Here is a 21,232-nt window from a genome sequence, read left to right on the forward strand (position 1 = left end):
TTTATTCTAAAATTCCTTTTCTTATTGTTACAGGACCTAATAATCCGGAAGGCTCTAACGGTATTTGCTGAATAGTCCTACCTGCAAAATCATGCCCCAAAACAATGTTTGTATTTGTATATTTCTTTCTATCCTGTCCCATTTCATCTCCAGCAACACGGTTATACCAAGAGTTTATGACTTCTATCTCTAAAGAGTTTTCACCTTCCCGCAATTCGTTTGTAATATTTACCCGAAAAGGCTTCGTCCAAAGAATACCTTTATCTTTACCATTTAATCGGACGGATGCAATCCCTACATCTTTCACATTTTCCAATTGAAGGAAATAAGAAATATCCTTTTCTTTCGAGAAAGATACGTTAAATGTTTTATTATAAACAGCTGAACCTGAATAATATTTAATATTTTCATTTGTATTCGTTGTCCAATCCGCTAATTCTGGGAAAGAAATAGAAGCTGGAGCTCCTCTTTGCGAATTAAAATTCACTATCCAAGGGCCTGAAATTTCTTGCAGAGTCTCATATTTCGGATAATTAGATATACCCTTTCCCTGTGTACTCTTGTCAATCTCTCTGTTAAAAATGACGAATATTGAACCATAAGGTTCAAGAGAAAGAGGCACAGTTGTACTTCCTTCCTTCTGGTTGAAAGCTTTAGCTTCACGTATCTCTCCAGTCAAGGCATCCCATAGTTCAGGTTGAAATCCGGAAAGACGAAATTGGGCCATAATATTTCTACATTCCCCTGTTTGATTGCTTATGAAGTAAATATGAGTAGTTCCAATTGTATAATGGATATAATCATAATCTGTTTCATTTTTATTTTCCCATATAGAGAAATCAGCAGGAATATTCAGAGAAAACAGATAGTTTTTTGCACTCACTCCCCATATTATTTTACCTTTTCCATATTTTCTCTCACCACTCCCTTCTTCATTTGTTCCCCAAATATCATCACTTAATTCTTTAAAATGCTCTTGAGCAGAATTTCCTCCTGTCAATGAAATCATTTTATCCGGTTTATAACCTATAATGTGAGCACCCTGCTCTAATAAATCTTTTACTTTTTCCAAGACAGTTAAAGATAACACCCGATGATTTGGAAGAACCAACACTCGATAAGAGATTCCTCCGGGTACAACTATTTCCCCATTTACAACTTTAAGCTGTGTAAAGATAGTTTCATCTGTTACATCATAGTCAAAGCCAGGCATAACTCCTGCAGGATCCCAATCTTTGAAAGGGAAAACATTAGGCACATGATCTCCATAATAATACAATACATCTGCTACAAATCTACCATTTTGAACCAACATTTGTATGCGTTGTATATAATTAATCAGTGCATCAGATTTTTCCCACCAGGTAACTTGTGGATTAATATGCGTACCTGCAAAATACTCTTGTCCAGGCAATCCCATTTCCGCAGGAGAACATGTAAAAGTATGAAAATACAGACGATTAAGTCCTGAACAAATTTCATGATCAAACGATGGCTTTTGTTCACTCCACAATTCATCATTCCACTGCGGACCGATCGTTGTAAACGATTCAGCACCCACAATTTTCTTCCCGTAAATATGTGCTGCGGAAGAGGCCTGTTTCAAAAAGAAACGGTCTCTAGCTCTGGGGCGGTGAGGTGATGGTGACCAAAATTCACTCATGACAATATCGCTGAAACCATAATTTTTTATTCCATCCATAGGACCGGCATGCGGACCGGCCGATTCCGGCTGTATTCCCATATTGTAATGATGAGCATGTTCAGCAAACTGCGCATAATGATTATGAGCGACTAATTCACCTAATGTTTTCCTGAAATCAGCCAGAAACGCATTTGAAGTATCAATATCATCAACAACATACCCAGCTATAACAGGTAAATAGGTTAACAAATCATATCCCCGATAAGAACGAAATTCATCCACAAAATTGTCAGTCCAATTCATTCCCCCACATTCCCAACTATCGGTTTCCATAAATTTCAAAGTGGTGCCAACATGATCACCTGCTGCATTAAATATCGGTTCTACAACATTGTTCCAATAAAAATCAAAAGCCTCTTTACTCATATAGTCTAGTACATTCCCCTGCCAACTATTGCTTGATGTAGAAACCTCTGAATTTGTGCATGTATAACCAATACGCATAATACACCATTCTCCTGGCGGTATATCACATGTAAGTAAACCTTTTTTATCCATTTGTGCCGTCAAATCAATAATATTACTCCGATCTATTCGATAAAATTTTCGACCAGTTTCCTGTGTAGTCTGATAAGGAGTATTCGTTAATAAGAAACGACAGTCCGGAGCAGAGCCTCCTAATTCGTGAAAACCTAACTTCAAATCAAGTGACTCTATACCTTCATCAGTTTGTAATGTTTCATCTATTGGGAAAGCCAACACTACGATATCTTTATAAAAACCTTTACGAATAAGAGGATCAGGCATTTGTTGCGTGATTACTTTTCCTCCGGATACTTTAAACTCCGTATATGTCAGTTGTTTAGCAGCATACTGAGGGGTGACACACGGACCACCCAAATTCCAACCACTTTGTATATTAAATCCAACTTCCAATCCAACTCTTTTAGCTTCGTCCAAAGCATATACAAACAACTCATTCCATTCTTTACTTCCAAATTCAGGCCCTTCCGGGATATCTTTATTTCCACGTTGATTATGGCCTCCTGCATCAAAAATCATAGCTCCTTGAAAATTTTTCGATTTCATGGCTTCCAGATCTTTGGTGATAGCCTCCTTTGTCACATTTCCATTAAGCCACCACCACCAACAATTTACCCCATAAATTCTTTCCGGTTTTTGAAAATGGGATTTCAAATAATTATAGTCAATGTCTTTACCTGTCTGGACCTCTCCTTGTTTTGTATTTTGGCAACTACAGCATAAAGTTAGTACAATAAAGAGCAGTCCGGTTATTTTCTTTCTCATTATTATCATGGTATTAGTAAAACCAAAGGTTGTGCCTTGCCTTTCTCGTGAAGAAACCAGCATGAGGCACAACCTTTATCTTTATCTCATCAATTCCAGCCTGGATTTTGCTCCATAACAATATCCTTATTTGTATCTATTACAACCTGAGGAATAGGCCAGAGATTAAATTGTTTTGTCAATGTCGTACGTGGATCGTCCCAATATGCATATTTTTTGATCCGATCCGTAGCTACTGTACCTCCCATACGAAGTAATGTATTCCAACGACACTCCTCATATACCAGTTCACGGGCACGTTCATCCAAAATCAAATCGACATTGACGTCTGAAGCCTGTACCAAATAAGCACATTTTGCACGCTTGCGCAAAAGATTGAGATCATTAGCAGCCCCAGCATTGTCACCTGCACGCATTTTCGCTTCCGCACGAAGAAGGATCGTTTCCGGTAAACGAATCAAATATTCATCACGAAATAAATTACTACGATTTTCTCCATCATTCAAACCAGTATACTTATCTGTTGCTATTTTACAGGAAATAGGAAAACATTGTGTTTTTGCAGCATCTATTGCATCAGAACTTTCTCCGTCGCGATAAATAACACTCCAAGGCACCGGTTTTCCATAATAGGGAGATGAAGGAGTATTACCAACAAGAGTTCTTCTGAAAACAGCATCCGAATTTCTCATATCATCCCCCCATTTACCCTGATAAATAATATCACGGGTATACATCGTAGGTGTAACTTGTACGATACCACGTCCACCAACATCCTCCAACATTCCTCCTAGATGAGCAGACATAGGATCACGATAAACTGGTCCAAAAACACGGGAATACTGAAGTTTTGAATTACCGTCCTCTGTTTTATATGCAGTATAATCAACCTGAGCAACCCAAATTGCTTCCTTATTTCCATCTTGATAATTCTGATTTCCCTCCTGAAAAAGATCCCAGTAAACATTTCCCTCTATATTTACTCCTGCCGAAGAATAAGAATGTGCCGGATCTTGTTCTGTTGCATCTGATGTATAATAGAATTCTGGATTTTCATTCATTCTACTACCAAAACGTTCTGTCATCAAATTGTATATTGAACCGTCGATCACATCATTTCCATATGTAATAGCTCTTCCATAAGCGTTTTTTGCATCCGCCAAGTTTCCTTCTTCTTCCAAAGTCACACCTTTGTCAATATAAAGTTGACAGAGATTATGCAAAGCAGCTCCTCTTACCAAACGTCCACCGATTGCTTGTGTTTCAGGCAAATCATTCAGGATAGCTTCCATTTCATCTATAGCAAACTGATAGGTTTCCATACGGCTCGAACGAGCAAAATCATAACGAGGTGTAGTAGTTATTTCAGTAACAATAGGGACACCTCCAAATAACTCTCCCAAATTTCGATAACAAAAAGCCCGAAAAAAACGAGCTTGAGCGATAGCGTATGCTTTATCAGCTTCCGATCCCCATACGATTTGTGGTAATTCAGCCGCATATAAAGCCAAATTTGCTTTAGAGATCAATTGATACCAATGTGAATAATTAGTATAAAAAACCTCGTCAGTAGCATTCAATATACTATAATCATTAAAACGATTACTACGACGAATAGTTGCCACATCAAACATGTCAGTACCATTTCCTCCCCTGAAGGCAAATGCAGTTTTTCCTTCTTCCAACATACAATACATAACACGGATATGCGAATAACAGGCTACTAGAACCTGGTCAACCTGTTCGGATGTCGTAAATGCATTCTCAATAGTGTAAAACGTATCTGGTTTTTCCGCTAAAAAATCAGCATCATTACAACTCATCATTGTCATCAAAAAAGATAGAATGCAAACATAATATTTAATTGTTTTCTTCTTCATAATTTATATTGATATAGAGGTTAGAAACTTAGATTTACACCGAGGCTGTAAGAAGTAAGGACAGGGTATTTATCATCCCGAACAACAGTACCTACTTCTGGATCCCCACCTTCCCAATTAGTAAAAGTAGCAAGATTTTTTGCTGTTAAGAATAACTTAAAATTCTGAATATTCAACCTTTTCACCCATGCTTCACGGAATGTATAAGATAATGTAACATCTTGTATACGTACAAACCCGCGATTCTGTAAACCCTGAAAACGACCACCATCCCCAGAAAATGTAGCAGAAGGATATACATTACTTCTATTTTCCGGTGTCCACCAGGGAATATAAATACTATTGGAATTAAACAGACCAGAACCATTTGTCATATAAGCAGCAGTATTTGATTTCAAATAATAACCTCCGCCACCGAATGTGCCAGTAAGCATAATATAAAGATCCCAATTTTTATAAGTAACAGTATTACTCATATTCAATTTAAAATTCGGAGTAGTATATCCCAAAATATCGCGATCCATAGATGTGATAACCCCATCGTTATCTAAATCTTTATACATTGGAATCCCGGCCGTAACACCATTTGCTTTGATATATTCCAAATTATCTTCTTGCACAATACCATTCTGCACATAACCATAAATAGCCCCTAGTGGTTTACCGATAAACCGGCTGTTGGAAATATCGTCATCTTCTTTGCCATCGCCATCAAGGTCTTCGCCATAAAGATGTACAAGTTTATTACGATTTAGCCAGAAAGTTATACCAGTTGTCCATCTCCAATCCCGATTGTCTATATTAACAGAGCGAACAGTCATCTCAACACCTCTATTATTCACTTGCCCCATAGAAGATTTTATATTCTTGAACCCTGTCATAACCGGGATATCACGAGTGAATATCTGGTCGGTTGTTTTAGAAAAATAAAGATCCAGATCAAAAAACAAACGATTACCCAGCCAAGCCGATTCTAAACCTGTATTCCATGATTCAGTAGATTCCCATCCCAGATTTGCATTACCTAAAGCATCGGCCTGTAAACCGTAGATAATATTACTACTATTTGCAAACTCGTAGCGGATTCCTCCCGATGACCCATTTTTAACAGTGGAAAGTGTTCCATAAGGATCAAGTCCTTGGTTACCGTTTTTACCCCAAGACAATTTAACTTTCAGATTATCTAAAAAATGAATATTTTCCATAAAGCTTTCGCGGGTGATATTCCATGCAACACCTGCAGCTGCAAAGTTTCCCCATTTTTGATTTGCCCCGAAAACAGAAGCACCATCACGACGGAAAGAAGCTGTTAAAAAATAACGATCATTAAACGAATAAGAAGCACGTCCAAGATAACCTATATTAGAACGTCTATTCTTATCGAGTTCTACTTTCTGCGTTGTTGCTTTGTGCAATCCGTTGATACCTAAAGTAGTATTTCCATTCGCTGCAAAATCACTTCCTTTTAGGGTATTCTCTTCATAATCTTTACGGTCGCGTGTAGCTACAGCTGTTAAATCAATCGTATGCTTACCAAAAGTATTTTTATAATTCAAGATATTATCAATCACCCAACTATCCGTCATTTTATGCTTGATCGTACCATTGGCTTTTGCCAGTAAATTCTGATAGGCAGCCGGAGTATACCTGCTTTCATCATCATACGCCCCTTCTCTCACATAATTGGATTCATAATAGAAATCTCCCTCCTTATTCTTACTCATATTACCTGCATAATTTATACGATAACTAAGTCCCTCTACCCAAGGTAATTTAACTACAGCATAAGCATTAATACGATAATTATTGCGTTTGTCTATGTTATCACGTGAACCATCAGTTACTCCCCATAACGGATTAACTATAGACTGTGTTTGCGGATATTTTTCCAATAACCCATTTTCTTCGTCATGATACATCATTCCGTAAGGAGTTACCATAGTTGCCATATTCAAATTGGCTCCCACACCTGAATAGTCCGAAAAAGTATAAGCAGCATCCACTCCTATCTGAAACCAGCTGGTTATATCAGCATTAATCTTTCCAAGTACTGATATACGTTTATAATTATCCCCAATGATTACACCTTTATTATCGGCATAAGATGTAGACAAATAATAATTCAGTTTTTCACCAGCTCCAGAGACAGCCAATTGATAATCCTGTACCCATCCTGTACGGGTTGATTCATCAAGCCAGTTAATTTCTCTTCCAGCATCTCTATTCAATGCTTCCTGCGGAGTAAGCCAACTCAAGTCAGAACTATTATTTCTAGCCATAACCGATTCCAGCCATTGTTCACCTTTCATCAATTCTGGACGATTCTGCCAAGTCTGCATACTACCGGTAGCATTAAGTGTAATGACCGGTTTCCCGGTACGCCCTTTTTTTGTCGTAATAATAATTACACCATTCGCAGAACGAGAACCGTAAGCTGCAGCCGAAGTCGCATCTTTCAGAATATCATAAGAAGCAATATCATTCGGATTGATATCATTGATACTTCCCATAAAGATTACACCATCCACAACGATCAACGGATCATTGGATCCTGAGATAGATTTCTGACCACGCATTTCCATAGAAGGTTCCCCACCAGCAGAGTTAGTTGCACCAATATCAAGTCCAGCCACATTTCCTTTAAGAGATTCAAGTGCATTCAGATTACTGGCTAAAGCAACTGGAGAGTCTTCCAATCTAACGGAAGATACAGATCCTGTGAAATCCTGTCTTTTAGTAGTGCCATAACCAATGACAATCACTTCATCCAGAGATTCGGAATCTTCTTCTAGTTGTACCGACAGATTATGCTTGCCATCAGCCAAAACTTCTTTTCTTTCATATCCGATATAAGAAAATATCAAAGTCGCATTAGAATTTACATCCAAAGAAAAGTTTCCATCAATATCAGTAATTGTCCCATTCGTTGTTCCTTTCTCTACAACATTAGCCCCGATAACCGGTTCGCCTAAGTGATCTACAACCCTACCTGTTATCCTTTTTAAATCCTGAGAAAGTTCTCCGGATGTAACCGCCGTTAATATAACATCTTTATCAATAACTTTATAACGGACATCCGAACTTTTGAACAAACGGTCCAAAATAACAAAAACATCCTCTCCGTTCGCTTCTAAAGATACTTTACGATGAACATTCACCAATTTACTATTGTAGAAAAACTTGAATTCTGATTGTTTTTCTATTTCATCCAACACTTCCATTACTGTCTTCTCAGTTGCTTTAACAGAGAGAAGGGCAGATTGTGCATACACATGAGAAGCTAAAACTAAATTTGCAGACAACAAGAACAATAAACAAGTTAACTTCGTAATTCTTCTTATTTTAGGAATGATTCTAAAGACACAAATATTACTATCCCGTTGGATATAATAATTCTTTACCATATTTTTGTAATTGATTTAAGATTAAAAAATAATTTCGTTTAGTCCCGTTTTAAGACTAACTATCGATTATTTCATACGGGGATATGCTGATAACATATTTCCGTATGTTTTTCAATAGAGTCTATTGTTTTTTTCATCTATTCATAGGCATGCACATTTAAAGTTTAACATTTATACTAGTGTAATAATACTATTCCATCTGTAACACGACAGTAGAATATTGAACTCTTAAACTATCATCTGATTTTATATGATTAATCGTGTATTTTATTCGTGATGATATTTTCAAATAGTCCAGAACCTGCGATAACTGCTTGTTATCAAATGTACCAGTAAAGCTATAACTATTTATAGCTGCATCTTTCACTTCAAACTTAACATTATAAAAATAAGCCAGTTTATTTAAAACTTCAGGTAACGGCATATCCTTAAATATCAAACGTCCATCTTTCCACGCAGTGTCAAACTCTGTATTTACCGTAGATACAGACATAATACCTGAAGTTATATCATAAACAGCTTTTTCAGAAGGCTTAAGTTTCGTCCTAGAAACAATATTCCCTTTTTTTACCATTTCTATATTTACAGAACCAGAGACCAATGTTGTCCGTACAACAGTTTCTTCTTTATATGATTGTAAATTAAACTCCGTTCCTAGAACTTTCACTCTCATCTTGTCATTAGCAACACTTACGACAAATGGTTGTTCCGAATTATGCACTACCTTAAAATAAGCCTCCCCTGTGAGTTCTACTCTTCTTTCTTTTTTATTATAAGATAAGGGATATGAGAGGACACTTCCTGAATTCAAATAGGCAATAGTTCCGTCAGGAAGATTAAAAGACGTACGCATTCCTGCATTTGCTTGCACCGTTACCATTTGTGTATTTATATTTACATCCTTCTCTCTCCAAAAAACAATAGCTGTAGACAGTATCAATATACCCAAAAAACAAGCTACTGCCTGGTAAACAGGATATAACCAAACTTTTCGTCGTGGAAGTGATATACGCTTTTGGACTTTAACATAAGCATCCAAAGGATCACGTGCTTCTATACGTCGCTGTGTATGAATCGCATAATATATATTGGCTAATTGCAACAACACCTTTTCGTGTCCTTCATCATCTTGTAGCCAGTTATCCACCCACACTCTTTCCTCGGCCGAAACTTTCTCCCAGATATATCTTAATAGGAGCGACTCGTCAGGTTCAAATCCTTCAATATGTACATTTTTTTCTTCCATTCTATATATACGACAAAACTGGATAAGCAATACCCTAAAAGGAATTCAATCTTTTTTCAAATTTTTCTGTACTATACAATTGCAATCCTAACTGACGAATTATTTAAAATAAAAAATCTACCTTTGTGAACTGCATATCAAGATTTACAAGCAATGACAAATGATGTATCCATAATCAACCAATTACAAAAAGGAGATAAACTCGCTTATAAACAACTGTTTATTAAGTATTACTCGCCTTTATGCGAATATGCATCCCAATATATATCTGACGAAGATTCCGAGGAACTCGTGCAAGATTTGATGTTATTCATCTGGGAGACAAAGGAAAATCTCGTCATTGAAACATCGCTGAAGTCTTATCTTTTCATATCGACCAAACATCGCTGCCTGAATGCCATCAAAAAGAACTTATACCATGAGCGGGTACATAACGTAATTTATGATAAGCTCAAGGATCAGTTTGAAGATCCTGATTACTATTTTGTAAACGAACTGACTGAAAATATAAACAAAGCCATTAGCGAACTTCCCGACACCTATCGTGAAACCTTTACCTTAAGCCGCTTCGGAGAACAAACCAATGTCCAGATAGCCGAAAAACTCAACGTTTCCGTCAAAACCGTCGAATACAGAATAAGCCAGGCCCTAAAAATACTACGGGTCAAACTGAAGGACTATCTCCCCCTTTTGTCATTCTTATCCCTGTGAAATCCTTTAATTGATTTCCCCGGTAACAAAATCAATTGAAGGGAGGATCTTTTTTATAAATCCACTGTATTGATCGTCTCCTTTTTTCGTTAATAAATCGAAATCGTCACATATATTTTTAAACTTAATCCAATTCCTTTTGTCTATCTTCTCGTACCCGGAAACCAGTCTGGGAATACATTTGTTAGATACAGATAATACATTAGTTATGAAATCGGGAAGATACTTTTTATGGTTATTTCTTATTCTCTTTTCTTTGCCGGCATTTGCACAGCGGGGTGGAGTTGATGTCACTGGAACAGTGGTGGAAGAAGGGAACAACGAGCCTATCGAACAGGCTACGGTCCGCTTATTAAATGTAAAAGACAGTACAATGGTCGGAGGCGTGGCCAGTTCGCGTAACGGGAATTTCACGCTGAAGGGGATTAAGGCCGGTAGTTATCTGTTGCACGTTTCTTTTGTTGGTTTCGATCCTTTATACCAACCTTTACGGATTACAGGAAAAAACAACCCTGTCAATGTCGGTAAACTGGCACTCAGCGACGGTTCCATCATGCTGGGGGAAGCCATTGTTATAGGTAAGGCACCGGAAGTGGTTGTCCGCAACGACACCGTCGAATATAATGCCGACTCTTATAAGACGACAGAAGGCTCCGTTCTGGAAGACCTGTTGAAAAAGATGCCTGGTGTGGAAGTCGACAGCGAAGGTAAAATCACAGTTAATGGAAAAGAGATCAAAAAGGTTTTGATCGACGGAAAAGAATTCTTCTCCGACGATCCGAAGGTTGCTTCCAAGAATCTGCCGACCAAGATGATCGAAAAGGTACAGGTGCTCGACCGTTTGAGCGATATGGCACGGATGACCGGATTTGATGACGGGGACGAAGAGACAGTTATCAACCTGACCGTCAAGCCAGGAATGAAACAAGGCTGGTTCGGAAATGCTTTTGCCGGCTATGGCAGCAAAGACAGGTATGAAGGAAACGCGATGATCAACCGGTTTATCAACAACGACCAGGTCACCTTCATGGGAGGTTTGAATAATACGAACAACATGGGATTTTCGGACATCGCTTCTACAATGTTCTCCGGAATGGGTGGACGACGCGGAGGACGGGGAGGCGGTGGAGCCGGGAACGGTATCACCTCTTCCGGTAATGCAGGGCTGAACTTCAGTAAAGAGTTCAACAAAAAAATGACGCTAGGGGGTAACGTACGTTTCTCCCATTCGGATAATGAAGCAGAAAGCAGAACCAACCGGACGAATTTTTTACCCAACGACAGTTCTACAATCAAGAACGAACTGAACAATAACAATACAAAAAGCGATAACATCGGCGCTGATTTCCGTATGGAATGGAAACCGGATACGGCTACCCAAATCATTTTCCAACCTAGTTTTACTTACAGCAACAGCCATAACCGCGAGTTTGGTTCATTCAACACATTGACCAATCGGGGAGATTCGGTCAACCTGGGAAAATCCGATTACCTTTCCGACGGAGAAGGTTACAATGTGAATGCCCGTTTGGAATTCAGCCGGAAGCTAAATAACGAAGGTCGTGTACTTAGCGGATCTTTATCCGGAGGAGTAAGTGATTCATATAATAAAGGATTGAATTTCTCGAATACGGAATATTTTCTGGGAGATACTCCGGACGAATTAATCGACCAACAGTTCAGATACGATAACAAAGGCTTCAATTACCGGGCTTATTTGTCGTGGGTTGAACCGATCGGACATAATAATTTCATCCAAGCGACTTACAGTATCAGCCAGAACAAACAGGAGTCACTAAAAAATTCGTATGTAAAAGGAGAAGATAGTGAAGATTATAATGTACTGGACACGGCATACAGTAAAAGTTACCGCAACAACTTCATCAACCAGGAAGCCAGTCTGGCTTTCAAGGCAATACGCGAAAAATACGATTATACTGTCGGTATGAACTTTGCTCCTTCCCACAGCGTAAGTGAAAACTTTGTCGGCGACTCGGTTCTCTCCAAGCTGACACGTAATGTGTTCAACGTATCACCAATGATCCGTTTCAATTACCGGTTTGACAAACGTACAAATTTAAGGATCAACTATCGGGGACGCACCAGCCAGCCGAGCATGACACAGTTGCAACCGGTAGACGATATTTCCGACCCGTTGAACACTATCACCGGTAATCCGGACCTGAAACCGACCTATTCGAATAACCTGTTCGCACGTTTTCAGAAATTCGTTCCTGAGAAACAGACCGCTTTCATGGTTATGTTGAATGCCAATTACATAGTAAATGACATCGTTACCAAATCTATTTACCTGGGAGAATCCGGGAAAAAGATGACTACTTATGAAAATATAAACGGCAACTACAACGGAAACGTTCGCGTTCTGTTCAACACGCCGCTGAAGAACAAGAAGTTCTCTGTCAACTCCATGACTATGGCCTCGTATGCCAACACCAATGGTTTCATCAATGAAGAAAAAAACACGAATAAGAATTTCACGGCAATGGAACGTGCCGGCTTCGATTTCCGGTCGGATTATTTAGACTTGGGAATAAACGGGAATATCCGTTACACCGGTGCTCAAAACTCATTGCAGGGACAAAACGATCAGAATACGTTCAACTACGGTGTTGGAGGGACAACGGCGATTTATCTTCCACTCGATTTCAAGATCGAAAGCGATATCACCTGGTCGGCCAACTCCGGCTATGCAACAGGATATAAACAAAAAGAAGTTTTATGGAATGCCTCCGCTTCCAAATCGTTCCTGAAAGGCAATCAGGCTACATTACGTTTCAAGATCTATGATATCCTGCAACAACGCAGTAACATCTCCCAGACTATAAATACCGAATATACGCAATATTCCGAGTATAATACGTTGAGCAGTTATTTCATGGTTCACTTCATCTACCGGTTCAGCATCTTCAAGGGAGGTGCCAGTATGAACGATGTTCGCGGACCGGGCGGCAGAGGTCACGGTGGTCCCGGTGGACCTCCACGATTCTGATATAAGAATACGAAACTTTTCAGAATATAAAATAGTAAGCGGTGGTTAAACTCTTACGAGTTTTTACCACCGCTTACATTTTCCTATACATTATTATATATACTATACTTTCAGGCTATACGGTTCGCGTATCGGATTACCGCGCCGCTTGTTCGCTTCGTCATCAAAGAAGAACTCCTCTTTTTCCGGATTCCAAACCAATTTACGATCGAATTCGTAGCACAGATTGACGATATGGCATAGGGAAGCCGTACGATGTCCGACCTCAACGGTACTGAGCGGCTGTTTACGTGTCTTCATTGCTGTAAGGAAATCATTATAATGATCGTCACTTTTATAGAGTTTGATCTTATCATCACCTATCACTTCATCCTGCAATTTTGCAGGGATAGTATCCAGGAAGCTACGGCTAATATCGATTACACCATCCGAACCGATAAAGCGGACTGCATTACCATCAGCCTTACGGAAAGGCTCATGCGTCATAACCGTTCCATTGGCATAACGCATACTGAGTGGTTTCAGTTCGCCTTCTTCGGGAGGAGTGAATTCGATCGGGCCGGAGTCATCCATGCCCAGCGCCCATTGGGCGATATCAAACATATGAGCCCCCCAGTCGCAGATCATACCACCACCATATTCCCGATAGTTACGCCAGTTCGGGTATATATTCCGTTCCATAGGAGGAGCCAATTCATCATTATATACATTCATTGGAGCCGGGCCGATCCACATTTCCCAATCCAGTGTTTTAGGAACAGGTTGTGCCGGTAGATCGTATTTTACAGGAGGAGGTCCGATGGAAACTTTCACTTCTTTGATCTCCCCGATATATCCGTTACGAACCAGCTCACAGGCATGGCGGAAGTTTCGCCATGAGCGTTGCATATTCCCCACCTGCAATACACGATTGTATTTTTCCACAGCATCGGCCATCGCCCTGCCCTCTTCTATACTATGCGACATTGGTTTCTCCACATATACATCTTTCCCTGCACGACATGCTTCGATGGTTTGTACAGCATGCCAATGATCGGGGGTTGCTATGATTACACCATCGATATCGCTTCGGTTCAATAGTTCATGATAGTCTGCATAAAGTTTGAATCCTTTATAAGCCTGTCCTTTAGCCTTCGTTGTTTCTTTTTCGACAATTTCCTGCATGGCTTTCAACTGGCGGGACTCGCAATCGGCAGCAGCAATCAGATTGGCGCGCCGGGCAAACTCCGGCCCAAGTGTCCACCGCCCCTGTGCTCCACAGCCGATAATTCCCAGATTAATCTGGTCGCTGGGAGCTACAAAATTAGTTCCACCTAAAATGTGACGAGGTAAAATTGTGAAGCCCGCAATCGCCAGAGCTCCGCTTCGGATGAAGTTTCTTCTTTTCATTGTGTCTGTCTTATGGTATTATTAGAAATTGAGATATTTCTACAAATCTATAAATAATCCCCTAAAAAGCAAACACTTGAACGGCCTTAAATACTGAAATTATTCAGGTTAGAAGTGAGCTAGAAAGGCTGTTATCAACGAAGGATTAAGTAAAGCCGGGTACAGAAAACCATAGACAGCGCCGTAGAAATGGGCATTGTGATTGATATTGTCCCCACTACGTTTAGCCATATATTGACAATAAGCCAGATAGAGCACACCGAAGATAATTCCCGGAATCGGAATAATGGCAAACAGCAATATCTTACTCCACGGATCGAAAAGGATAGAAGAAAATAAAATAGCCGACACCGCACCGGATGCTCCGATAGAAACATAATACGGATCATTATGATGTTTCAATACATCATATATAGAAGCAAAGACCATTCCTCCGAAGTAAAGACCAAGATATCCCCAGGTTCCGAACCCGAGATAACCGAATATACTTTCTATATACGTTCCGAACGACCAGAATGTAAACATATTCACCAGCAGGTGCGTCATATCCGCATGTACAAAACCATGTGTAACCAAACGATACCATTCGTTATTCTTCACCGTCCGGTAAGGTATCAGTGCTAATTTGCGAAACAAATCCTGATTATTGAAACAGAGATACGAAACAACGACTGTTATACCTATAATAATATATGTAATCATCTTCTTTTCTTTTATATATCCGGCAAATGTAGTAAAGATTTGTTATTTCCGAATTACCTTATTACCTTTATCAACCTGTAACAAATTATAAAAAGAATGCTGGCAGCCATACATATACAATGGATCGTTGGGGTAATATTCATTATATTATACTCCATCACGATCATGGGGCTGGTATTGGTTATCATCGCAGAAAACAGAAACCCTTTAAAAACCATACCTTGGGTTATTGTATTATTGCTGGCTCCCGGTGTAGGTTTGCTCTTCTATTTCTTCTTCGGACAGGACAATAGGAAACAGCGTATTATCTCACGCAGAACATATAAACGTATTATGAAGCGTCCGCAGGAAGGCAAACTTCCCCAGGATGCCTGTACCGTACCCGGCCCATACCAACCGTTGGTTACGCTTTTAAATAACAGCAACCAGTCTTCCCTCCTTTACGGGAGCGAGATCAAAATTTATACAAATGGAGGCGAAAAGTTTAAAGACCTGCTTAAAGATATACAGGGGGCAACACACCACATCCATTTCCAATATTATATCTTTTGTGATGACGAAGTCGGTATACGCTTCAAAGATGCCCTGATAGCAAAGGCCAGGGAAGGTGTCAAAGTGCGGCTCCTATACGATGATGTGGGCTGTTGGAATGTAAAAGACAAATTCTTCAATGAGATGAAGGAAGCCGGAATAGAAGTTCACGCCTTCCTGAGAGTAGCATTCCCGGTCTTCACCAGTAAAGTGAACTATCGAAATCACCGGAAAATCGTCGTGATAGACGGACAGATCGGTTATATGGGAGGTATGAATATCGCTGACCGGTATGAAAAAGGGACCGAATGGGGGACTTGGCGCGATACGCATTTCCGGATAATAGGCAAAGGAGTGCATGGGCTTCAGTCTGCGTTCCTTATCGACTGGTATGTTGTCAGCAAAAACCTGTTGAACGATAAGATCTTTTATCCGCCGGCAAAAATATATAACGACGACAATATCATGCAGATTGCGACAAGCGGCCCGGTCGGACAATGGCGCACCTTGTTGCAGGCCTATATCTTCACAATTGCCAATGCCAAAAAGTATGTCTATATACAGACCCCTTATTTCCTTCCGACCGACGGTCTGAATCAGGCCCTACTGATCGCAGCACTGGGTGGGATCGACGTACGCCTTATGCTGCCCAAACGTTCGGACACGCGGACAGCCAACATGGCTACGCATTCTTTTATCGACGAGATGGTGAAAGCCGGTGTGAAAGTCTATTTCTATAAGCCGGGATTCCTCCACTCCAAACTGATGGTTACGGATGATGAACTTACCTGCATCGGTTCAGCCAATATGGACTTCCGAAGCTTCGAACATAATTTCGAGATAAACGCCTTCGTCTACCAACCCTCTTTTGCCTTGCAGATGAAACGGGTATTTCAACATGACCTGCACAGTTGCGAACGACTGGTTCCTTCACGTTGGCTAAAACGCCCCGTCAAACAACGGCTGATAGAGTCGTTCATGCGATTGTTCTCACCGCTCCTCTAAGCCTTTTCCTCTTTGATGAAGATGCTGAAATTAACAGAACCGTATACCCGGCGCTGATTAAAATAAGGAAGCTCCGAGAAATCGTTGTCTCTTGGATGCTCCATGACAAAGATACCTCCGTCACGCAACAGATCCTTTTCGAATACCAGTACCGGTACTTCCGGCAACTCTTTCAGGGCGTAGGGAGGATCGGCAAAGATAAAGTCGAATCCTTGTTTCGGAGCCGAATGAAGATAGCGAAATACATCACCACGGATCAGGTGCAGCGAATCGGTCTTCAGTTCTTTTGCCACCTTCGCAATAAAAGAGGCATGTGCATTATTCTTCTCCACAGCCGTCACGCTTTTACACTCCCGCGACAACAGTTCGAACGAGATACTGCCCGTCCCGGCAAACAGATCGAGCGCATCGGCCCCTTCCAGGTCGGTCAGGTTGTTAATCACATTGAAAAGATTTTCTTTGGCAAAATCAGTTGTCGGCCGTGCACTGAAAGATGACGGTACATCGAAACGTCGGCGCCCATATATTCCGCTTATAATTCGCATACAGATAAAGCTATTAAATCCAACGGAGCCTGTACAACCTCGGCTCCCAATAAGTAAGCATCCGACGGTATTTCAGCCGGACTGATATATTGTATATAATTCCGCAATGTAGCAGTGATACTGTTACGAAGGGAAGCACCTCCATACAGATGAAGCTGATCTTTCTCCTGATCCATCCCCACCTGTTTCCATACATATAATATATAGTAGAGAATATCGTCAGGCTTGTCATACTCGAACGAATTAGCAAAAAGCAACGACCCTCCGGCATAACAAACCACATCCATCATCCGGCGATGCAAGACCACATACAACTGACGAGGAATCAACTGTCGGCTCTGCTGTTTCCATAAAGCCAGTTGAGGCGTGATATGATGAATAAAAGCCGGATTGATCAGCGAACGCGAACAGAACTCATAGACTTCTTCATCGATTCCGAACACAACCTCCACTGATTCCCGTGTCAAGTGATTATTCAGACACCTGCTTTCCGGAGCCAGAAATGTGAATGACAATAAATCATTCTTCTGCTTATCGGAAAATACCTCTTCCGGCACAATAGTGTATTGTGGCGTGACACAAACCAGATTTGTCCGCTTATAGGAATAGGTGAGGAATTCATGTTCAAAGAAAAACTCTTTCAATGAAGCAATATAAGGCTTCGTCCGGTCGAATTCCACGTTCCTGTAAAAGAAGCTTTCATTCTCCGAAGGACTGTATCCTGAAAAAGAAAGTCCATCCGACCTAAGCCGGATGGACATTATATACTTTCCAGAATTATCTGCAGTCAACGTATCAGGAACACTGATAGTCATAAGCGATAAAATTATTCCCAGTTACCTGCGTTGTTATTAATTTCAGTCAGTGAACCTACGCGCAAGCCCGGATATTTGCTCAGCTTCTCAGCTTTATCCTTCAGGTTTACAACCAACTGTTTGTCCAGGTCACCCAGGTAATCGTCATACTTAACGCCTGCTTCAAATACTTTAATAGTATAACCAGAGCCTGAAGTCAGAGTTGCAGTATCCATATCAAACTGAATGTTTGTACCCGGAACCATTTTCAGATCGTCAACATTGTAGTTGGCACCGAACAAAGTATCCTTGGCAATTACCCAAACTGTATCACGTTTGATCAAACCTTTCTTTACAGCTTCTTTCTCTGTCATACCTTTTTCCAACTGCTCGTCAGTCAAAACACCTTCCTTGATCAGGAACGGAAGTTTGTCGTCCTTCAGGAACTTGATCAAATCGGCAAAACTACCTGCATGTGTTTTATACACATTCTTGTACTCGATCTGAGCTTTACGGATATCGATCAGACGAGCCTTGATAGCACTTTCACGCACATCTTTTTCTGCATCAAATTCCATTGGTGTCATAATGCTTCTATAACACATGTAAACTAGCAGGAGAACTGCAGCGGCTACTAAAATCTTTAATGTAACTTTCATGGTTTGTATTGTTTTTTTTGAATTTATTTCGTTCGGCAAATTTAAAAAAGAATATTTAATACACTACCTTTATCACCAAAATTATTGCAATCAAAATGATAAATAGTTATTTAAGCCGCCAAATTACGCAAAATTTCCCATATAATCCTACTGAAGACCAGAATTCGGCATTAAAAATACTGACCGACTTCCTGCTTTCAGATGAAAACGACTCCATTTTATTGCTGAAAGGATATGCAGGAACGGGAAAAACCTCTCTGGTCGGTGCCCTTGTCAAAACGTTGACTGAACTAAAACAGAAAACGGTTTTGCTCGCCCCCACCGGAAGAGCGGCCAAGGTGTTCTCTAATTACTCCGGCCATAAAGCCTTTACCATACATAAAAAGATTTACCGGCAAAAGGCTTTCTCCAACGAACCGACCGGATTTTTACCTGCAGACAATTTACATAAAGATACATTATTTATAGTAGATGAAGCCTCCATGATCTCGAACGACGGCTTGGACTCCTCCTTTTTTGGCACAGGGCGCTTACTGGACGATTTGATACAGTATGTTTACTCCGGAGAGAACTGCCGGCTGATCCTGATGGGCGACGTGGCACAGCTTCCGCCGGTCATGCAGACCGAAAGCCCGGCATTGAATGCAGAGATATTGAAAGGCTATAACCTCACCGTCAGCCAAATCACGTTGACACAGGTAGTCCGGCAAAGTGAAGATTCCGGTATCCTGTTCAATGCCACCCGCTTACGCAATGCCTTGCGGGAGAACACCGTAGAGATCTATCCGAAGCTCAACCTGAAAGGATTCGCCGATTTCAGGAAAGTGAACGGCGACGAATTGATCGAAGAGATATCGTCGGCTTACAGTCGCGACGGCGTGGAAGATACAATGATCATCTGCCGGTCGAACAAGCGGGCAACGATCTACAATAACGGCATCCGCAACCGTATCCTGTACCGGGAGGAAGAATTATCGTCGGGCGACCGCCTGATGGTTGCCAAGAACAACTACTACTGGACCAGCGAATGCAAAGAGATGGACTTCATCGCCAACGGAGAGATCGTGCAGGTGCTCCGTGTCAGGCGTACAAGCGAACTATACGGATTCCGCTTTGCCGATGTCACCGTACGTTTCCAGGATTACGATCTTGAAATGGATATCAAGATCCTGCTGGACACCTTGCAGACAGACGCTCCGGCCCTGCCTAAAGAGCTTAACGATAAATTATTCTACACCATACTGGAAGACTATGACGATATTCCGACCAAAGCAGGTAAGATGAAAAAGATGAAGGCCGACCCGCACTACAATGTGGTACAGGTAAAATATGCCTACGCCATCACCTGCCACAAAGCCCAGGGCGGACAATGGATGAACGTCTTCCTCGATATTGGTTACATGACAGAAGAAATGCTGGGCGAAGACTTCTACCGTTGGCTCTACACAGCCTTCACCCGTGCCACTCACCGGCTATATTTAGTTAATTTGCCGGATGAATTTGTTGAGTGACAATACATTTTTTGCCTATTAATCACGTTACATTAATAGAAATAGTTATTTTTGTTGCAATTAAGACAAAAGCGTTGTAAACACGGTCTTGTAAATATTAAATTCAGGAATGGCAAATAAAGAAAAAATAGATTATCTGTTACTTGACCTCAAGGAACTAGAGACGTTGATAGCCGGGATGCGTGATGCGGAAGTTTATCCGGTATCCTTCTTTAGCCAGACTTTTAATCTGACACATAAGATACTGAATGATCTTCATTCGCTGGAAACAGCCCAGATCGAGATGCTGCGCGAACAGATGGAAGCCCACCAGGCTCTGATCCAGTCGTTGCCAAACCCGGTCGCCGCACCGATGCCGGTTGCTCCCGAAGTGAAAGAAAAGCCGGTTGAAGAACCCGTTATCATTCAGGAACAGGAACCGAAAGAAGCTGTCCGCGAAGTGATCGTCGAAAAGAAGGAAATCATCATAGAAGAAAAGGAAACGATACAACCGACCCCGATTGTTAAACAACCGGAAGCCAGTATACCGGAGCCGGCTGTTACCGTACAGCCCGAACCAGTACCTGCCCCGGTTGTCGAACCTAAAGCAAAAACGGAAGTGCTTCACAAATCCGTTACGACGGAGAAACAAGGTGTTTTCCTTAGTGACATCCTGGAGAAGAAAAATCTCTCCGACTTCCGTAAGGCATTCAGCCTGAACGACCGTTTCCGTTTCCGTCGCGAGTTGTTCGGAGGCAATGAAGAAAAAATGAATAAGGCGATCACCGACCTCAACGATATTCATTCGTACGAAGAATCGGTCACCTATTTAAATAATGAACTGAAATGGAATATAGAAGATGAAGCCGTAGCCGACTTCATCAAACTACTTGAAAAACGATTCCTATAAGAT

The 21,232-nt window shown here is 40.8% G+C and carries 14 protein-coding genes; 5 read left to right on the plus strand and 9 right to left on the minus strand.

Annotated features, from left to right (window positions below; translation table 11 throughout):
• Position 1: 1 nt before the first annotated feature.
• From BQ7394_RS19580 to BQ7394_RS19595, 4 genes are all read right to left on the minus strand, one after another.
• The gene (locus tag BQ7394_RS19580; protein ID WP_075558932.1) at positions 2 to 2,953 is read right to left on the minus strand and encodes a glycosyl hydrolase; all 2,952 of its coding nucleotides are present in this window, start codon (positions 2,951 to 2,953) and stop codon (positions 2 to 4) included.
• 89 nt (positions 2,954 to 3,042) lie between these two features.
• The gene (locus tag BQ7394_RS19585) at positions 3,043 to 4,833 is read right to left on the minus strand and encodes a RagB/SusD family nutrient uptake outer membrane protein (protein WP_075558933.1); all 1,791 of its coding nucleotides are present in this window, start codon (positions 4,831 to 4,833) and stop codon (positions 3,043 to 3,045) included.
• 20 nt (positions 4,834 to 4,853) lie between these two features.
• A complete protein-coding gene (locus tag BQ7394_RS19590) occupies positions 4,854 to 8,237 on the minus strand; it encodes a TonB-dependent receptor (protein ID WP_082212048.1) in 3,384 nt (1,127 codons plus the stop codon).
• A 190-nt stretch (positions 8,238 to 8,427) separates the two neighbouring features.
• A complete protein-coding gene (locus BQ7394_RS19595) occupies positions 8,428 to 9,483 on the minus strand; it encodes a FecR family protein (RefSeq protein WP_075560134.1) in 1,056 nt (351 codons plus the stop codon).
• Between the two features lie 153 nt (positions 9,484 to 9,636).
• Between BQ7394_RS19595 and BQ7394_RS19600 the strand changes: the two genes are divergently transcribed.
• Both BQ7394_RS19600 and BQ7394_RS19605 read left to right on the plus strand, forming a co-directional pair.
• Positions 9,637 to 10,194 (plus strand): RNA polymerase sigma-70 factor, encoded by a 558-nt coding sequence (locus tag BQ7394_RS19600; RefSeq protein WP_075558934.1) that lies wholly within the window; start codon positions 9,637 to 9,639, stop codon positions 10,192 to 10,194.
• A 208-nt stretch (positions 10,195 to 10,402) separates the two neighbouring features.
• Positions 10,403 to 13,204 carry a TonB-dependent receptor gene (locus BQ7394_RS19605; protein ID WP_075558935.1) on the plus strand — a complete coding sequence of 934 codons (2,802 nt, stop codon included), beginning with the start codon at positions 10,403 to 10,405 and terminating at the stop codon, positions 13,202 to 13,204.
• Between the two features lie 102 nt (positions 13,205 to 13,306).
• Here BQ7394_RS19605 and BQ7394_RS19610 read toward each other — a convergent pair whose 3' ends face one another.
• Both BQ7394_RS19610 and BQ7394_RS19615 read right to left on the minus strand, forming a co-directional pair.
• Positions 13,307 to 14,593 carry a Gfo/Idh/MocA family protein gene (locus BQ7394_RS19610; RefSeq protein ID WP_075558936.1) on the minus strand — a complete coding sequence of 429 codons (1,287 nt, stop codon included), beginning with the start codon at positions 14,591 to 14,593 and terminating at the stop codon, positions 13,307 to 13,309.
• A 108-nt stretch (positions 14,594 to 14,701) separates the two neighbouring features.
• A complete protein-coding gene (locus BQ7394_RS19615) occupies positions 14,702 to 15,295 on the minus strand; it encodes a rhomboid family intramembrane serine protease (protein ID WP_075558937.1) in 594 nt (197 codons plus the stop codon).
• A 96-nt stretch (positions 15,296 to 15,391) separates the two neighbouring features.
• On the opposite strand from BQ7394_RS19615, the gene cls reads away from it, so the two are divergent.
• Positions 15,392 to 16,831 carry a cardiolipin synthase gene (gene cls / locus BQ7394_RS19620; protein WP_075558938.1) on the plus strand — a complete coding sequence of 480 codons (1,440 nt, stop codon included), beginning with the start codon at positions 15,392 to 15,394 and terminating at the stop codon, positions 16,829 to 16,831.
• On the opposite strand, the gene rsmD is transcribed toward cls, so the two are convergent.
• The 3 genes from rsmD to BQ7394_RS19635 are packed head-to-tail and all read right to left on the minus strand — an operon-like array spanning position 16,828 to position 18,829.
• Complete coding sequence (rsmD, locus tag BQ7394_RS19625) at positions 16,828 to 17,376, minus strand: 16S rRNA (guanine(966)-N(2))-methyltransferase RsmD (RefSeq protein ID WP_075558939.1); 549 nt, start codon at positions 17,374 to 17,376, stop codon at positions 16,828 to 16,830. The genes cls and rsmD overlap by 4 nt on opposite strands.
• Positions 17,364 to 18,191 carry a DUF3822 family protein gene (locus BQ7394_RS19630; protein ID WP_075558940.1) on the minus strand — a complete coding sequence of 276 codons (828 nt, stop codon included), beginning with the start codon at positions 18,189 to 18,191 and terminating at the stop codon, positions 17,364 to 17,366. The genes rsmD and BQ7394_RS19630 overlap by 13 nt, the downstream gene beginning before the upstream one ends.
• A gap of 11 nt (positions 18,192 to 18,202) precedes the next feature.
• Positions 18,203 to 18,829 (minus strand): hypothetical protein, encoded by a 627-nt coding sequence (locus tag BQ7394_RS19635; RefSeq protein ID WP_075558941.1) that lies wholly within the window; start codon positions 18,827 to 18,829, stop codon positions 18,203 to 18,205.
• A gap of 95 nt (positions 18,830 to 18,924) precedes the next feature.
• Here BQ7394_RS19635 and BQ7394_RS19640 point away from each other — a divergent pair, with 95 nt between their 5' ends.
• Positions 18,925 to 20,340, plus strand: coding sequence for an ATP-dependent DNA helicase (locus tag BQ7394_RS19640; RefSeq protein ID WP_075558942.1), 1,416 nt, complete (start codon positions 18,925 to 18,927; stop codon positions 20,338 to 20,340).
• A gap of 109 nt (positions 20,341 to 20,449) precedes the next feature.
• The gene (locus BQ7394_RS19645) at positions 20,450 to 21,229 is read left to right on the plus strand and encodes a hypothetical protein (protein WP_075558943.1); all 780 of its coding nucleotides are present in this window, start codon (positions 20,450 to 20,452) and stop codon (positions 21,227 to 21,229) included.
• The last annotated feature ends 3 nt before the right edge of the window (positions 21,230 to 21,232 follow it).

The sequence above is a fragment of the Parabacteroides timonensis genome (assembly GCF_900128505.1).
Lineage (GTDB): Bacteria > Bacteroidota > Bacteroidia > Bacteroidales > Tannerellaceae > Parabacteroides > Parabacteroides timonensis.

Coding starts and splice junctions, on each gene's coding strand:
- BQ7394_RS19615 (WP_075558937.1), bottom strand. CDS start 15,295: ATGATTACATATATTATTATAGGTATAACAGTCGTTGTTTCGTATCTC.
- cls (WP_075558938.1), top strand. CDS start 15,392: ATGCTGGCAGCCATACATATACAATGGATCGTTGGGGTAATATTCATT.
- BQ7394_RS19610 (WP_075558936.1), bottom strand. CDS start 14,593: ATGAAAAGAAGAAACTTCATCCGAAGCGGAGCTCTGGCGATTGCGGGC.
- rsmD (WP_075558939.1), bottom strand. CDS start 17,376: ATGCGAATTATAAGCGGAATATATGGGCGCCGACGTTTCGATGTACCG.
- BQ7394_RS19605 (WP_075558935.1), top strand. CDS start 10,403: ATGAAATCGGGAAGATACTTTTTATGGTTATTTCTTATTCTCTTTTCT.
- BQ7394_RS19595 (WP_075560134.1), bottom strand. CDS start 9,483: ATGGAAGAAAAAAATGTACATATTGAAGGATTTGAACCTGACGAGTCG.
- BQ7394_RS19635 (WP_075558941.1), bottom strand. CDS start 18,829: ATGAAAGTTACATTAAAGATTTTAGTAGCCGCTGCAGTTCTCCTGCTA.
- BQ7394_RS19580 (WP_075558932.1), bottom strand. CDS start 2,953: ATGAGAAAGAAAATAACCGGACTGCTCTTTATTGTACTAACTTTATGC.
- BQ7394_RS19590 (WP_082212048.1), bottom strand. CDS start 8,237: ATGGTAAAGAATTATTATATCCAACGGGATAGTAATATTTGTGTCTTT.
- BQ7394_RS19640 (WP_075558942.1), top strand. CDS start 18,925: ATGATAAATAGTTATTTAAGCCGCCAAATTACGCAAAATTTCCCATAT.
- BQ7394_RS19645 (WP_075558943.1), top strand. CDS start 20,450: ATGGCAAATAAAGAAAAAATAGATTATCTGTTACTTGACCTCAAGGAA.
- BQ7394_RS19600 (WP_075558934.1), top strand. CDS start 9,637: ATGACAAATGATGTATCCATAATCAACCAATTACAAAAAGGAGATAAA.
- BQ7394_RS19630 (WP_075558940.1), bottom strand. CDS start 18,191: ATGACTATCAGTGTTCCTGATACGTTGACTGCAGATAATTCTGGAAAG.
- BQ7394_RS19585 (WP_075558933.1), bottom strand. CDS start 4,833: ATGAAGAAGAAAACAATTAAATATTATGTTTGCATTCTATCTTTTTTG.